At 61.9% G+C, this 14001-nt stretch carries 13 protein-coding genes; 12 read left to right on the top strand and 1 reads right to left on the bottom strand.

Annotated features, from left to right (window positions below; genetic code table 11):
• Window positions 1–1415, top strand: a 1415-nt coding sequence (locus OXH56_16340) for a catalase-peroxidase (protein MCY3556881.1), incomplete at its 5' end; no start/stop codon positions are given.
• A gap of 54 nt (window positions 1416–1469) precedes the next feature.
• Here the strand turns inward: OXH56_16340 and OXH56_16335 are convergent.
• On the bottom strand, window positions 1470–2141 hold the full coding sequence (locus OXH56_16335; GenBank protein ID MCY3556880.1) for a hypothetical protein: 672 nt from the start codon (window positions 2139–2141) through the stop codon (window positions 1470–1472).
• 156 nt (window positions 2142–2297) lie between these two features.
• Between OXH56_16335 and OXH56_16330 the strand changes: the two genes are divergently transcribed.
• The 11 genes from OXH56_16330 (at window position 2298) to OXH56_16280 (ending at window position 13886) form a co-directional block, all read left to right on the top strand.
• Window positions 2298–3353, top strand: a complete 1056-nt coding sequence (locus OXH56_16330) for a membrane dipeptidase (GenBank protein ID MCY3556879.1) — start codon at window positions 2298–2300, stop codon at window positions 3351–3353.
• 48 nt (window positions 3354–3401) lie between these two features.
• Window positions 3402–4514 carry a VCBS repeat-containing protein gene (locus tag OXH56_16325; GenBank protein ID MCY3556878.1) on the top strand — a complete coding sequence of 371 codons (1113 nt, stop codon included), beginning with the start codon at window positions 3402–3404 and terminating at the stop codon, window positions 4512–4514.
• Window positions 4515–4546: 32 nt separating this feature from the next.
• Window positions 4547–5293 carry a hypothetical protein gene (locus tag OXH56_16320; protein MCY3556877.1) on the top strand — a complete coding sequence of 249 codons (747 nt, stop codon included), beginning with the start codon at window positions 4547–4549 and terminating at the stop codon, window positions 5291–5293.
• Window positions 5283–5738 carry an HIT family protein gene (locus OXH56_16315; GenBank protein ID MCY3556876.1) on the top strand — a complete coding sequence of 152 codons (456 nt, stop codon included), beginning with the start codon at window positions 5283–5285 and terminating at the stop codon, window positions 5736–5738. The genes OXH56_16320 and OXH56_16315 overlap by 11 nt, the downstream gene beginning before the upstream one ends.
• Before the next feature lie 86 nt (window positions 5739–5824).
• A complete protein-coding gene (locus OXH56_16310) occupies window positions 5825–6355 on the top strand; it encodes an alpha/beta hydrolase (protein MCY3556875.1) in 531 nt (176 codons plus the stop codon).
• Window positions 6352–6702 carry an alpha/beta hydrolase gene (locus OXH56_16305; GenBank protein ID MCY3556874.1) on the top strand — a complete coding sequence of 117 codons (351 nt, stop codon included), beginning with the start codon at window positions 6352–6354 and terminating at the stop codon, window positions 6700–6702. The genes OXH56_16310 and OXH56_16305 overlap by 4 nt, the downstream gene beginning before the upstream one ends.
• Window positions 6699–7937, top strand: coding sequence for a mandelate racemase/muconate lactonizing enzyme family protein (locus OXH56_16300; protein ID MCY3556873.1), 1239 nt, complete (start codon window positions 6699–6701; stop codon window positions 7935–7937). The genes OXH56_16305 and OXH56_16300 overlap by 4 nt, the downstream gene beginning before the upstream one ends.
• A gap of 163 nt (window positions 7938–8100) precedes the next feature.
• A complete protein-coding gene (locus OXH56_16295; protein ID MCY3556872.1) occupies window positions 8101–9648 on the top strand; it encodes a hypothetical protein in 1548 nt (515 codons plus the stop codon).
• Window positions 9649–9708: 60 nt separating this feature from the next.
• On the top strand, window positions 9709–10608 hold the full coding sequence (locus tag OXH56_16290) for a tetratricopeptide repeat protein (GenBank protein ID MCY3556871.1): 900 nt from the start codon (window positions 9709–9711) through the stop codon (window positions 10606–10608).
• Complete coding sequence (locus OXH56_16285) at window positions 10602–11483, top strand: phytanoyl-CoA dioxygenase family protein (protein MCY3556870.1); 882 nt, start codon at window positions 10602–10604, stop codon at window positions 11481–11483. The genes OXH56_16290 and OXH56_16285 overlap by 7 nt, the downstream gene beginning before the upstream one ends.
• On the top strand, window positions 11484–13886 hold the full coding sequence (locus tag OXH56_16280) for an ABC transporter permease (protein ID MCY3556869.1): 2403 nt from the start codon (window positions 11484–11486) through the stop codon (window positions 13884–13886). It abuts the gene before it with no gap.
• Window positions 13887–14001 lie beyond the last annotated feature (115 nt).

The following is a 14001-nucleotide window of genomic DNA, read 5'->3' as shown; positions in this document are numbered from 1 at the left end:
CGTTCCGCACGGCCCGCGGCCGAGGTCCCGCGGGCCAGGTCGGTCCCGAGCCGGAAGGCGCCTGTATTCACCAGCAGGGTCTCGGATGGAAGAGCAGCCACGGAAGCGGAAAGGCCGGTGATACGATCACCAGCGGCCTGGAAGGCGCCTGGACCAGCAACCCGGTGAAGTGGGACAACGAGTTCGTCGAGAACCTCTACGGCCACGATTGGGAACTGACGAAGAGTCCCGCGGGCAAATCGCAGTTTACGCCCAGTAACGCCGCCGAGGTGGCCAACGTGCCGGACGCGCACGATCCTTCGAAGAAGCATGCTCCCATGATGCTCACCACGGACCTTTCTCTGAAGGCGGACCCCGAATACGCGGCGATCACCCAGCGCTTTCTCGAGCGTCCGGCGGACCTGGAAGACGCCTTCGCCAGGGCGTGGTTCAAGCTGCTTCACCGCGACATGGGTCCCCGCAGCCGGTACATCGGCCCGCTGGTTCCCGCTGAGGCGCTGCTCTGGCAGGACCCCGTCCCGGAGGTCGATCACGCGTTGATCGACGAGCAGGACATCGCCGCCCTGAAAGAGCAGGTCCTAGCCTCCGGCCTGTCCGTTTCCAGGCTGGTCTCGACCGCCTGGGCGGCGGCGTCATCCTACCGCGGCACGGACAAGCGCGGGGGCGCGAACGGCGCGCGCATCCGCCTCGCCCCGCAGAAGGACTGGGAAGTGAACGATCCGGCCGCCCTCGGCGAGGTATTGCCGAAACTCGAGCAGATCCAGGCGGAGTTCAACAGCGCCCAGTCCGATGGCAAGCGGGTTTCCCTGGCCGACCTGATCGTCCTGGCCGGATGCGCAGGCGTCGAGCAGGCTGCCCGGGACGCCGGTCATGGTGTGCAGGTACCTTTCATGCCGGGACGCACCGATGCGACCGACGAATGGACCGACGCGGAGTCCTTCGCCGTGCTCGAACCCACCGCGGACGGGTTCCGAAACTACCTCCAGGCCGGCCAGGACGGCAAGCCGGAAGACCTGCTGGTGGAACGGTCGTACATGCTGAACCTCACCGCGCCCGAGATGACCGCGCTCGTCGGGGGCCTGCGAGCCCTGGACGCGAACACCGGGCAGTCGAAGCACGGCGTGCTCACCGACTGGCCGGGGACGCTGACCAACGACTACTTCGTGAACCTCCTCGACATGGATATCGCGTGGAGCGCTTCGTCCGAAGGGGATGACGTGTACGAGGGACGCGACGGTCAGACCGGCGAGGTGAAGTGGACCGCCACCCGGGTGGACCTGGTCTTCGGTTCGAACTCCGAGCTTCGGGCCTACGCGGAGGTCTATGGCAGCGATGACGGGCGGGATAAGTTCGTGAACGACTTCGTGGCGGCCTGGACCAGGGTGATGAACCTGGACCGGTTCGACCTGGCGTAGGCCTGGCGTGTGCAGGACGTGGAGTCGCGCAGCATGCCCGGCGCAGGCCGCGGTTCAGTAGCCCAGCACGCGGTAGTCGCCGTCCAGGATCAGGCGCGCCGACACGTACATGCCCAGCAACCCGAAGAGCACCCAGGGTGCGTTCAGGGCGCCGACATAGCCAAGCAATTCGGAACGGGTGATGAGACGGTGCCGCCCGGCCATGAAGAAGCTGACTCCGTAGACCGACGTGGCGTAGGCCCACTGCCAGGAGAGTACCAGCCCGAGCATGCCGGCCAGGACAGCCGGCATGATGTTCAAGGTCAGGGCCGCGTAGAGGATCAGGGTTGGAATCGGTGTAAAGTATCCGTTCGCGACATCGACGTTGAATCCCCATGTGCGGCGGTCCGAGAACGACCCGTCGATCTGGGAGTACGTGGCCCAGACGTCCGCCCAGACCGTCGGGGACAGGATCCGTCTCAGCGGCACCCTGGTCAGTAAGAATTCGACCGCCGGTGTGCGGCCTGTTTCGCGATGCCGGGTGCGCCAGTATTCGGTGCGTTCCTCGATATAGTCCCGTTTGAGGAACAGGCAGATCTCCCAGTAGCAGATCACCAGATTGGTCGAAAAAAACAGGCTCAGCTGGCCGTGTATGGCGTTGAAATCACCGAAGACGTAGTAACGCGTTCCGATACCGAGCATCGCCAGAAGCACGATCGCCATTGCGGCGAACAGTCCAGGTGCCATTCCTAGCTCCTATGTCGCGCGCCCTACCGTCGATGCGCGCCCTGCCGTTGATGCGCGCTCTTCCTTGAATCCAAGGTAACCCTGCGGATCGAATTTGTACAAGTTTCTTGGTACGGTATTGCTTCTATACGCTGGCTTGACTTTGGGAGACTCTCCATGCTGATCGTCGATTCCCACCTGGACATCGCGTACAACGCCCTCGAATGGGACCGGGATCTCTTCCAGCCCATCTCCAAAATCCGCGAGGCCGAAGCCGGCATGGCGCAGAAGGGCCGCGGCCTCGGCGTGGTGAATTTCGAGGAACTGCGGCGCGGAGGCATCGGGCTCATGTTCGTCACGGTGAACTGCCGGATCGCTTCCATGGGAAAGCGCTTTGCCGGTGTACGCACCCAGGACATCGCCTACGCCCGATGCATGGGCGAGCTGGCCTACTACCGCCTGATGGAAGCCAAAGGGGTCTTTCGCCAGGTACGCGACCGGACCGAACTCGACGCCCATCTGGCCGAGTGGGAAGCCGATCCCCTTACGACGCCGCTTGGGTTTGTCCTCAGCATGGAAGGGGCGGACGGCATCGTGGGTCCCGAACAGGTAGGCGAGTGGTGGGATGAAGGCCTGCGGGTGGTGAGTCTGTGCCACTACGGGGTCAGCTCCTATGCCCACGGGACCCAGGCGCCCGGCGGTCTGACGGCCAGGGGCCGCCCCATGCTCGAAGCCCTGGAGGCGGCCGGGATCATCCTGGACGTGAGCCACCTGGCCGAACAGGCCTTCTGGGAAGCGCTGGACATCTTCAACGGCCCCGTGCTGGCCACCCACAACTGCTGCAGGGCCCTGTGCGACCACGACCGCCAGCTCGACGACAAGCAGATCAAGGCCCTGGCCGAGCGCGGCGGCGTCATCGGTACGGCCATGGACATCTGGATGATATCCCCCCTGTGGGACCCGGTCGCCATGGACAATTCGGCCATCACCTTCGAAACCGTGGTCGATCACATCGACCATGTCTGCCAGCTGACAGGGAGCGCGCGCCACGCCGCCATCGGCACCGGCCTGGACGGAGGCTATGGTAAGGAACAGTGTCCCGCCGATATGGAGACCATCGCCGACCTGCGGAAGATCCCCGCCATCCTGGATAGACGCGGCTATTCGGAGGCCGACATTGCCGACATCATGCACGGCAACTGGGTCCGGACGCTGCGCAATGCGTGGGGTTGAATAACCGAAGGCCGGGCGTTTACCCCAGAGTTAACTTGAGGCCACTTTATGCCTGAAGCCCCCGTATTCCGTCGCCACACCATCTATGAAGGCGGTCCAGCCGAGCGCATGGACTGTGTCGTGGGGGACCTCGACGGAGACGGCGTGCAGGAATTCGTCATCGCCACCCGGAGTCCGGACGGACTGCACTGGTTCGGCCGCACCGATCAGGGGAAGTGGGCGCCGCACTTGATGGATGACACCTTTCCGAGCATCAGCGTCGGCACCGCACTCGTCGACCTCACCGGGAATGGGAAGCTCGACCTGATCTCCGGCACCAGCGATCGGGGCAACCACGTATTCTGGTGGGAATGCTCCGACGATCCCGCCCGGCGATGGATCCGGCGCGTGGTCTTCGAGCTTCCCCATTGCCGGATCCACGACCTGCTGGTTGCAGATATCGACGGCGACGGCCGGAACGAGTTGTACGTATGGAACCCCGATGCCGGTACGATCTTCTCGGTGCCGGTGCCCGATGATCCATACCAGTCTCCGTGGTCCGGTGTCCGCGAAGTAGCCACCGGCGTGAGCGAACAGGACTTCGCGGCCGCCGACGTGGACGGAGACGGCCGGCTGGAACTCATCGCCGGGACTTCGTGGTACCGGCTCCTGCCGAACGGAGAATGGGAACGGCACGTCTACGCCGAAGGATATGACGGCGTGCGGGTTCGCGCGGCTGATTTCGACGGGGACGGGCGAGTCGAAATCGCTGTGTGCGAGGTGGCCCTCGACATCGGGCAGACGTACGGCCGGCTAGCGCTGTTCAGGCCGGGTGCGGATGTCGAGCGGCCGTGGGAAGCCGAGGTGCTGAATGACCGGCTCCTCGATGCGCACACTTTGCAGGTGGCCGACTTCGATGGCGACGGGCGGCCCGACATCTACGTGGGTGAGATGGGCAGGGGGGACTGGACGAAGCCGCATCCACCGCGGCAACTGCTCTATCTTAGCCGGGACGGCCGCATGGAGCAGCACGTCATCGATATCGGGATAGGTACGCACGAAGCCCAGGTCATCGAACTGGACGGCAAGGTCGGCATCATCAGCAAACCCTACCGATGGCTCCAGGACACCGCGCCGCGGCCGCAGTTAGTGGATAATCTGTATTTGTACATGCCGGAGTGAGGCGTGGCTGGCATAGCGTCGAGGCAGTACCCATGACCCATGTACGACACGACCAGCCAACCTGGGCGGGACGCGTTCCGCGCCACAAGATCGCCGAGTTATACAAGAAAGAAGCCCTCGGGATCTGTGAAGAAGTACTGATCGACGATGTGGGGATCGGTCTGCTTGTGAGAATAGAGCATATCTTCCGTGCCAGGAAAGCGAACAGCGGCCTCGCGAGTTGTCCGCTCTGCCAGCGCGAGATCCCACACGACTTCGACCCTGCGTTTCAGCTTCGTTGCGAATCCTGCAACTGGGAACTGACTTGGACGACGTACCAGAAGTCGTTTCAGGGCAAATACCTGATAGCGTCCGGCATGACCGCCTTCCTGAAGGAATACGTGAAGAAGTACAAGGTTGCGAGATCACCACAGGAAAAACTGATCCTCATAGACACATTGATCCACCGGTATCACTGGGAACTCGAAGGCGGTCTGACCGGACCGGGAGCACGCGATCTCATCGGCGGGAAGCCCAGCGAAGTCATCGACTTTCTGAACCATCTTAGCTATGGAACCAGCAGCAGTCCGGAGATCCTTGCCACCCGCGAGGAATGGCTGGACAAGGTGCGGAAGAGTCGAGCCCAGTATGCTGAGGCGGTTAAGGAGCGTGAGCTGAAGGATGAGAAGAAAAGGCAAAAGGCGGAAGAAAAGAACAGGCGGAGGACCTTGAAAGCGAAAGCGCTGCGGGCTGGACGGGCCGGTCGGAGCAATGCGGAAGAGGTCCGAGATGGTACGTGACAACGACTGTGTCTTTTGCCGCATCATCAGCGGCGAACTGGATTCCGCGACCGTATATGAAGACGAATCTACCCTGGCGTTCATGAATCTTCGCCAGAGCAACGAAGGGCATGTCCTGGTTGTCCCAAGGAATCATGTCGAACAGATATACGATCTGGACGAGGATACGGCCTCATCGCTCGCCAGCACGGTCTGTAAAGTCGCCCGTGCGGTTCGTCGGGTATACAAGCCGGACGGATTGTCGATCTGGCAGTCCAATGGTCCCGCGGCATTTCAGGAAGTGCCGCATGTACACTGGCATATTTTCCCAAGATACAAGGACGATGGATATCTCGTGGTCTATCCCCGGAATCTCGCCGACCGAGCGCGTCGGGAATACTCGTTGCAGTCTCTGAAGGACATTTCGGTACCATTGATAGAAGCGCTTGAGACCGAAGTAGCGTAACAGAATCAACATCCAAAGGGAACCGTTTCGCGCGATTTCTGATCTGTTATAGATCAAAAGGCATTAGCACCACCGGTTAGATTCCTATGCCCTACGCTTGCCTGAACGAATACAGGATGTTCTACGAAGTTCGCGGGGAGGGCGAGGCAGCGGTATTCATACACGGCGGATTCCCTTCCATTGACATGCATCTACGCGCACCGTCGATTGGTGCGTGGACCTGGGAGACGGAATTCGCGGCGGCTTGCCGTTTTATCGCGTACGAGCGCCGGGGCTGCTGGCGGTCCGCCCGTACAGAGTCGGGGTATGACCTCGAGAACCAGGCTGAAGATCTGGTTGCATTGCTGAACCACCTCGAAGTAGACGCTGCGCACGTGATCGGTTCGTCCGCGGGCGGACCCATCGCATTGCTGTTTGCAGCCACTTACCCGGAAAGAACCAGGACCCTCGTGCTGGCTGGGACCGGAGCGAATCTCTGGCCGGACGAAGACCCGGTAACTCGTATCGTCAAAGAGCAATTGGAATTCTCGAAAAACAGGGCGCGGAAGCAGTCTGGGACAACCGGCCGCCAGGCGTCGAGCTTTCGTTGGACGTACTGTGGGAGCGGGAAGAGATGAAGGAGCGGGGCGTCCTGCCGGAATACGAGGAACGTATTGCGAGGTCCGTGAAGCAGTGCACCCGGAAGGACCTCGCGCACTGGTATGCAACGCAGCTTCGGGCGATCTCAACCTATCTAGACCGGTACCTGACGGAAACCTGTGCCCAGATATCTGTTCCGACACGCGTGGTCCACGGTGCCAATGACCGTGAGGTGCCTGTAGCATGGGGAAGGGATCTCGCGTCGAAGATCCGCGGAGCCGAATTCATCATGTACCCGGATGAATCTCACGGCGTTGTCCACCGGTGCAGTGCAGTTCGGAAGGAACTCATCGCGTTTTTCCTACAGAACAGGAACTCCTCATGAAGGTCACCGAGATCGAGGCACACGAGATCACCCTCGAATACGAGGACTGGATCGCTTACCAGCTCAATCATTTCTACGGACCGGCGAAGCGGACGGTCTACGTCGTGCATACCGACGACGGGCTCACCGGTTTGGGCGAAGGGCATGCCGCGGAGCCGGAGGAAGTGGTCGACCGTTACATAGGGACGAACCCCTTCGAATGGATCGGTGACGAGACCTCCCTGGCGCTGGGCACGGCGATGTACGACCTGATGGGCAAGGCCGCGGGCGTGCCGGTCTACAAGCTGTTCGGACAGAAGGTCCGTTCCTGGGTGCCGGTGGGAAGCTGGACCGTGTCTACACACCCGGACCGCATGGCCGAAGCGGTGCGCGAGTATTCGTCCCGCGGCTACACCTGGATGAAGTACCATCTCTCGCCCTTCGAGAACGTCATGGACCAGACCGAGGCGATGCAGGCCGTGGCACCGGAGGGGTTCAGGATCCACTACGATTTCACCATGCACGGCACCGACGACCACATGCCCGAACTCCTGGACAAGCTGGAGCGGTTCCCGGTGGCCGGCTGCTTCGAAGACCCCCTGCCTCCGGGAGACATCCAGGGCTACATCGAACTGCGCAAGCGCACCCGGTTGCCGGTCGTCCTGCATCATTTCCCCATGGGGGCGACCTACGAAGTCCTGATGAAACCCGCGGACGCGTACATGCTGGGGCATCAGCCGATCGGCGAGGCGGCGCGGCGGGCGGGCCTGTTCGCCGCGGACGACAGTCCCTTCATGCTTCAGAACGTGGGCGGGAACATCACCCGGGCCATGATCGCACACATGATGGCGGCCTTCCCTTCGGCGAACTTCCACTTCATCAGCGCGACGGAGACCTGGAAGACCGATGTGGCCGCGGAACGGCTCGAGCCCGTCAACGGATTCGTGCGGGTTCCGGAGACGCCCGGGCTCGGGGTCACGCTGGACCGCGAGGAACTGGAGCGACTCAAGCGACTCGAACTGGCGCGCCAGGACAGGTGGATCATCCGGTCGCAATTCGAGAACGGCGCGCGGATGTACAACATCGCCGACCCGGAGGATTCGATTTTCATGGTGCGGCCCGACCGGCGGCGCGGCATGGTCCCCATGAGCTACGACGCACCCATTGCCACCGAGTATTGGGATGATGACGGCACCGAGGAATACCAGGCAATGTTCGCCCGCATCGAGCGTGAAGGCGTCGTGCTCGAGAAGTGATAGGGCCGCTCAGGGAATTTGGTCGATTGCGGACCTGGGTCGCTTGCGAATCTGGGTCCCTTGCAGGCTTGGGCACTGTACAATTGTACAATATCCTGACGGAAATTTTGTCTACTTGAGATCGGAAGGGCGAAGAAGCCGTTCGACCACCGGCGAGGAAGCCATGCGAAAACCGAAGCTGATTCACTATAACGATGCCCGTCACTACAGCATCTACCGCCACGAACCGCCGATGAGCCTGCACCAGTGGCGGCAACCCGTGGACGAGATCCTGGGTACCGAAGTGGATACCCTGGTCTACGGCCTGGGTTCGGGAGAGACCTTTCTCCATGGCAGCCAGGCCGGCCTGAAGTGGGGAGAAGGCGTCGAAGAGCACAACATGAGCATGATGTGGTGGTGGGCGACGAAGAACCTGAATCTGGCGCTCGAGGCAGGTATCGATCCGCTCGCCGTCGCGGTGGAACGGGCGCACGAGAAGGGGCGGCGCATCCTGGGCAGCCTGCGGATGACCGAGCCCACTTCGCCGGACGACGACAACCCCTACATGCTGGGCCGTCTCAAGCGGGATCACCCGGAGATCATGATCGGCGAGAACCATCCCGATTATCCCCGGGCCGCCGGTTGTGCGGACTACACCCGCGAAGACGTGCGCTCGGAGCGGCTCGGTGTCATCGAGGAGGTATGCGGCCGGTACGGCATGGACGGGCTGGAGTTCGATCCCTACGTGGGCGTGTTCTTCAAACCGTCGGAGGCACGGGAGAAAGCGCCGGTGCTTACGGATTTCATGCGGGAGGTCAGACAGCTGCTCGATCGCCTCGGCAAGGCACGCGGAGCGTCGCTATGCCTGGCCGCAAGGGTGCGTGCTACGGAGGAAGCGAATCTCGCCCTGGGCATGGACGTGCGCACCTGGCTCGAGGACGGTCTCCTGGATATCGTGGTTCCCTGGACCGAGAGCTTCCTCTTCGACCAGGAGATGCCCGTCGATTGGGTGGTCGAAGCGGCCGCAGGATCAAAGACGCCGGTCTACCCCATGCTGGGTAGGTCGCCCTACGACGACCGGCACCATTTGCCGACCATTGAGATGTACCGGGCTGCGGCGGCCAACTACCGCACCAAGGGTGCCGACGGACTGTACCTGTCGGACCTGCCCTGGCCGCACACCGACCGCGAATACCAGGTCTTTCGCGAGATGGCCGATCCGGATATTCACCTCAGGAAGAAGAAGCACTATTTCCCGACACACCGGGAACCGGACGCGGAACCGCACGCCTCCGAGCGCAATCTCCCCGTGGATCTCGCAGAAGGGGTGCCCGCCCGGGTACCATTCCTGGTTGGAGATCGGCTGGCCGACGCCCGGAACGATGGCGAACTCAAAGGCGTGAAACTTGGCGTACGTATCGGGCACTGCTGTCCGGAGGACGAGATCTCGTTCCGGTTCAACGACGAGACGGTCACACCGTCGGATAGCACACACCATTACGGCGGCATCGTCTCCTACACGGCCGCAAGAAGCGGTCTTCCGGAACGCATCCTGACCCACTTCTGGTTCACTTTCGATCTGCCGGTCGATCTGGTTCGCGAAGGTAGAAACGAAGTCGAGGTCGTGCTGGATAAGCGATTCACCGGAATGGGCGGCGACCGCGTGCTGCACCAGGTCGAGTTGATCGTGGAGTACGTAGAGCCCCACGTGCCCGTGGGCGGGCAGATGTGACGGGTTGACGAGCGGAATCCTCGAGAATGGGGATTAGGTGCTTCACAGGAATCGGCCACCATGAGTAACCTCCCCGACTTCGACCAACTCTGGAACTACAACGATCCGGCGAAAACCGAGAAGACCTTCCGAGGGCTGCTGCCCGTCGCCGAGAGCGCTGGCAATCACGACTATCACGCCCAGCTTCTCACACAGATCGCGCGGACCCATAGCCTTCGACGGCAGTTCGTCGAAGCCCACGGTATCCTCGACAACGCTGAAACATTGATTGTTAATATTGACAACCCTTTAAACGACGTTACACAGACCACCCGTGTCCGTCTTCTCCTCGAACGCGGCCGCACCTTCAACTCAGCAGGAGACGTCGAAGCCGCACGGCCGCTCTTCAAAGAAGCCTGGGAACGGGCGCGACAGGCCGGCGAGGACTATCACGCCGTGGACGCGGCCCACATGCTAGGGATCTGCGAGCCGGCAGATGCATCCCTTATGTGGAATAACAGGGCGATGGAGGCCGCGGAAGCATCTGACGATCCGCGTGCAAGGGGCTGGCTCGGCGCCCTCTACAACAACACCGGGTGGACGTACCACGACGCGGGCGAGTACGAAATGGCACTGGAACTCTTCGAAAAGGGGCTTGCCTGGCGTACCGAGCGGGACAATCCTCAAGCGACGCGGATTGCGAAGTGGACCGTCGGCAGGGCGAAGCGTTCGCTCGGACGTATCGAAGAAGCGCTGGCCGTGCAGCAGTCCCTACTCGTGGAACACGAAGCGGACGGCACGTCGGACGGCTACGTCTTCGAGGAAATCGCCGAGTGCCTGTTGACGCTGGAAAGGCCGGATGAAGCACGGCCATACTTCGGCCGCGCCTACCAGGAACTGTCGGAAGACGGTTGGCTGACGGAAAACGAGTCCGAGCGCCTGGCACGACTCAAACGATTGGGCGATGCACAACCATGTTGACCACTGCGCAGAAATCCATATTTGATGAGCACGGCTGGGTTCGTGTACCACGTATGCTTCCGGAAACGGACGTCCATTCCGTGCTCGACCGCGTCTGGGACGACCTGGAGCAGAGGTGCAGGATTCCGCGCGATGATCCGGAGGCCTGGCCGGAGACGAAACCCAAGGGTTTCAACAGGCTGATGCGTTCCGGCGCCTTCGAACCAACCTGCGGCTCGGCCGTTCAAGCAGCTATAGACGAATTCCTCGAACCCGGCCACTGGGAGAAACCAAGCCCCTGGGGGGCGCTTCTGCTTACCTTCCCCGCTGCGGGCCCGTGGTTTCTGCCCAACCATTCCTGGCACATGGACCTGCAGATCGCCGTAGATCCTGCGTCAGAGACAAACCCAGGCGTACAGGTTTTCGCCATATTGGAACCGCTGGCCGCTCGCGGCGGCGCGACGATTGCCCTCGCCGGTTCTCACCGGCTCGTCCGCCACCTCGCCCGGCAACCGGAGCTGATAGGCGAGGGCCGGTCCAAAGACATCACCAATGCGGTCAAGCGGGCGGCGCCGAATCTGCGGGATCTGTGGTCCCGCGACCTGGGCGGCGTCCGCGATTCGGGTGTAAACCGCGAAGACCGATACCTTGCGAATCCCGTCGATGTGTCCGGCATTCCCGTGCAGGCCGTCGAATTCACCGGCGATCCCGGTGACGTGATCTTCATGCATCCCTGGATCATCCATACCGCATCTTCCAACCGCGGCGACCGGCCGAGAATCGTTATAACGGAGCGGGTCCGCAGACAGGACGGACGGGACGGACATAACGTACCGGCCGGACAGGACAAACAGAACGATGACGATCGCAACACCATCAGATCGGAAGAGACATAAGTGTTCCAGAACTACTTAAGCGTGGCCCTGCGCAACCTCCGCAGGCATCCCGCCTACTCGCTCATCAACATCGCCGGGCTCGCCATCGGCATGGCCACCTGCATCCTGATCCTCCTGTATATCCAGGATGAACTCGGCTACGACCGGCATCATCCCCATGCGGATCGAGTCTACCGGATCGTCGACGATATCGAGAGTGGGGGCCAGATCGTACAGACGGCCGGTACGCCCACCGGATGGGGACCCGCCCTCAGGCGCGACTTCCCCGAGATCGAGCTCCTCGTCCGCATTCGAGGCACGGAAACCGCGTGGCTGGTGGATCTCGGGAACACCATCTACTACGAGCGCAAGGTCATCTGGGCGGAACCGGAACTGTTTGAGATGTTCAGCATGCCCCTGGTCCTGGGCGACCCGGCCACCGCGTTGTCCGAGCCATACTCGATGGTGATTTCGGAGGATCTGGCGTTCAAGTACTTCGGCGTCGAAGATCCCATCGGCAAGGCCGTCAATCTCGACAATCGCTGGGACTTCATGGTGACGGGCGTCATGAAGAACGTCCCGACCAACGCCCATTTGCGGCCGGACATGCTGGTTTCCTATTCCACGATGAATGTGATCCGGTCCTGGGACCTGGACGACTGGGCGTATCACCGGAACCTGTACACCTACATCCGGCTCCGGGAGAACGTGTCCCCGCACGAATTCGAAGCGAAGCTGCCGGCCTTCCTTGAGCGCCACGCGGGCGACCAGTACCGGGAGGCGGGCATCAGCCTGCGGCCGTCCCTCCAGCCCCTCGTGGACATCCATCTCTATTCGAACCGGGAGAGCGAGCACGAACCCAACGGCGATATCCGTTACGTGGCCCTCTTCATGGTCATCGCGTTCCTGATCCTGATCATCGCATGCATAAATTTCATCAACCTGGCCACGGCCCGTTCCGAAATGCGCGCCAGGGAGGTGGGCGTGAGAAAGATCCTGGGAGCGAACCGTATCCAGTTGATCCGGCAGTTCCTGGGAGAGTCGGTCCTCATGGCGGGCCTCGCCGCGGTCGTGGCCGTCATCCTGGTTCAACTCGTCCTGCCTGCCGTAAACGAGATCGCCGGGAAGCAGCTCGCGTTGCCGCTGACCGACTGGAGGGTGCTGGCCGTGCTGGTCCTCGGCACGACCGCGATCGGACTGGCCGCCGGCAGCTATCCGGCAGCATACCTGTCCGGTTTCCTGCCAGCCGTGGTCATGAAAGGCAGCCCGGAGTCGGGCAAGAAGGGTCTGGGGATGCGGCAGGTGCTGGTCGTGGTCCAATTCTCCATGTCCATCTTCCTGCTGGTCAGCACAGCCATCATCTACGATCAACTCGAGTACATCCAGACCAAGCGTTTGGGTTTCGACAAGGAACACGTAATGGTCGTCCCCATTACGGGTTCGCCGCAGCAGGTGAACACGCCTGTACTTAGACGGCGCCTGTCGGAACTGCCTGGCGTGGTGGGGATTTCCACGACCACCGGCGTGCCGGGCATGCGGATTTTGCCGATCCTGGAGGTGCGGCCCGAAGGCATGCGGCCGGAGGATCACCTGATGATGGCCACGCTGCACGCGGACGAGCATTTCATCGATGTCATGGGCATCGAGGTGCTCGCCGGGCGGAACTTCTCATCGGACTGGAGCACGGATACGACCAGCGCGTACCTGCTGAACGAGACGGCCGTCCGCAGCCTGGGATGGGGTTCGCCCCTCGATGCGATCGGCCGGCAGTTCGAGCGGCTCTCCTGGGAAAGGGCGCCGGGCCGGGTGATCGGCGTGGTGGAGGATTTCCACCTGCGCACGATACACGAAGAGATCGAACCCGCCGTAATCACGACCAGCCCCTATCACACTTTCATCCTGATTCGGATCGTACCCGGGGGGATCTCGGAAACCGTCGGACGCATCGAGGAAGTGTGGAACGACGTGGATTCCCGGTACCCGCTCGAATATACCTTCCTGGACGAGGATTTCGACGCGCTGTACCGGACCGACCGGCAACTCGGCGAGATCTTCGCCGTCTTCGCCTTTCTCGCGATCTTCGTGGCCTGCCTGGGCCTCCTGGGCCTGGCTTCGTTCTCGATCCAGCAGCGCACGCGCGAGATCGGGATCCGCAAGGTCGTCGGCTCGTCGGTTTCCGCCATCGTGATCCTGCTTTCGAAGGACTTCATGAAGTACGTCCTCTGGGCCAACGTGATCGCCTGGCCGCTGGCCTACCTCGTCATGAGCAACTGGCTGCAGAACTACGCCTACAATGCGGAAATCCAATATGGATGGTTCGTGGCGGGCGGCATGCTCGCGCTGGTCATCGCCTGGCTGACCATAGGGGCGCATGCGGTCGCGGCGTCGCGTCGGAATCCGGTCAATGCGCTGAGGCAGGGGTGATTGAGCCGGAGATCGATTAAGGAATGCCCGAGTACCAGTACGCGAAGTTGATCATCCTGTCCATCCAGTATCCGAACATGTAGTGCGTCCGCTCTTTATACTCAGCAATTCCTTT

This window comes from Gemmatimonadota bacterium (genome assembly GCA_026702745.1).
Classification (GTDB): Bacteria; JAAXHH01; JAAXHH01; order JAAXHH01; family JAAXHH01; genus JAAXHH01.
This window is presented reverse-complemented; position numbering and strand designations above follow the sequence as displayed.

Bases quoted from the DNA above. Each gene is read 5' to 3' on its own strand.
- OXH56_16335 (MCY3556880.1), bottom strand. From the start codon at position 2,141: ATGGCACCTGGACTGTTCGCCGCAATGGCGATCGTGCTTCTGGCGATG.
- OXH56_16330 (MCY3556879.1), top strand. From the start codon at position 2,298: ATGCTGATCGTCGATTCCCACCTGGACATCGCGTACAACGCCCTCGAA.
- OXH56_16325 (MCY3556878.1), top strand. From the start codon at position 3,402: ATGCCTGAAGCCCCCGTATTCCGTCGCCACACCATCTATGAAGGCGGT.
- OXH56_16320 (MCY3556877.1), top strand. From the start codon at position 4,547: ATGACCCATGTACGACACGACCAGCCAACCTGGGCGGGACGCGTTCCG.
- OXH56_16315 (MCY3556876.1), top strand. From the start codon at position 5,283: ATGGTACGTGACAACGACTGTGTCTTTTGCCGCATCATCAGCGGCGAA.
- OXH56_16310 (MCY3556875.1), top strand. From the start codon at position 5,825: ATGCCCTACGCTTGCCTGAACGAATACAGGATGTTCTACGAAGTTCGC.
- OXH56_16305 (MCY3556874.1), top strand. From the start codon at position 6,352: ATGAAGGAGCGGGGCGTCCTGCCGGAATACGAGGAACGTATTGCGAGG.
- OXH56_16300 (MCY3556873.1), top strand. From the start codon at position 6,699: ATGAAGGTCACCGAGATCGAGGCACACGAGATCACCCTCGAATACGAG.
- OXH56_16295 (MCY3556872.1), top strand. From the start codon at position 8,101: ATGCGAAAACCGAAGCTGATTCACTATAACGATGCCCGTCACTACAGC.
- OXH56_16290 (MCY3556871.1), top strand. From the start codon at position 9,709: ATGAGTAACCTCCCCGACTTCGACCAACTCTGGAACTACAACGATCCG.
- OXH56_16285 (MCY3556870.1), top strand. From the start codon at position 10,602: ATGTTGACCACTGCGCAGAAATCCATATTTGATGAGCACGGCTGGGTT.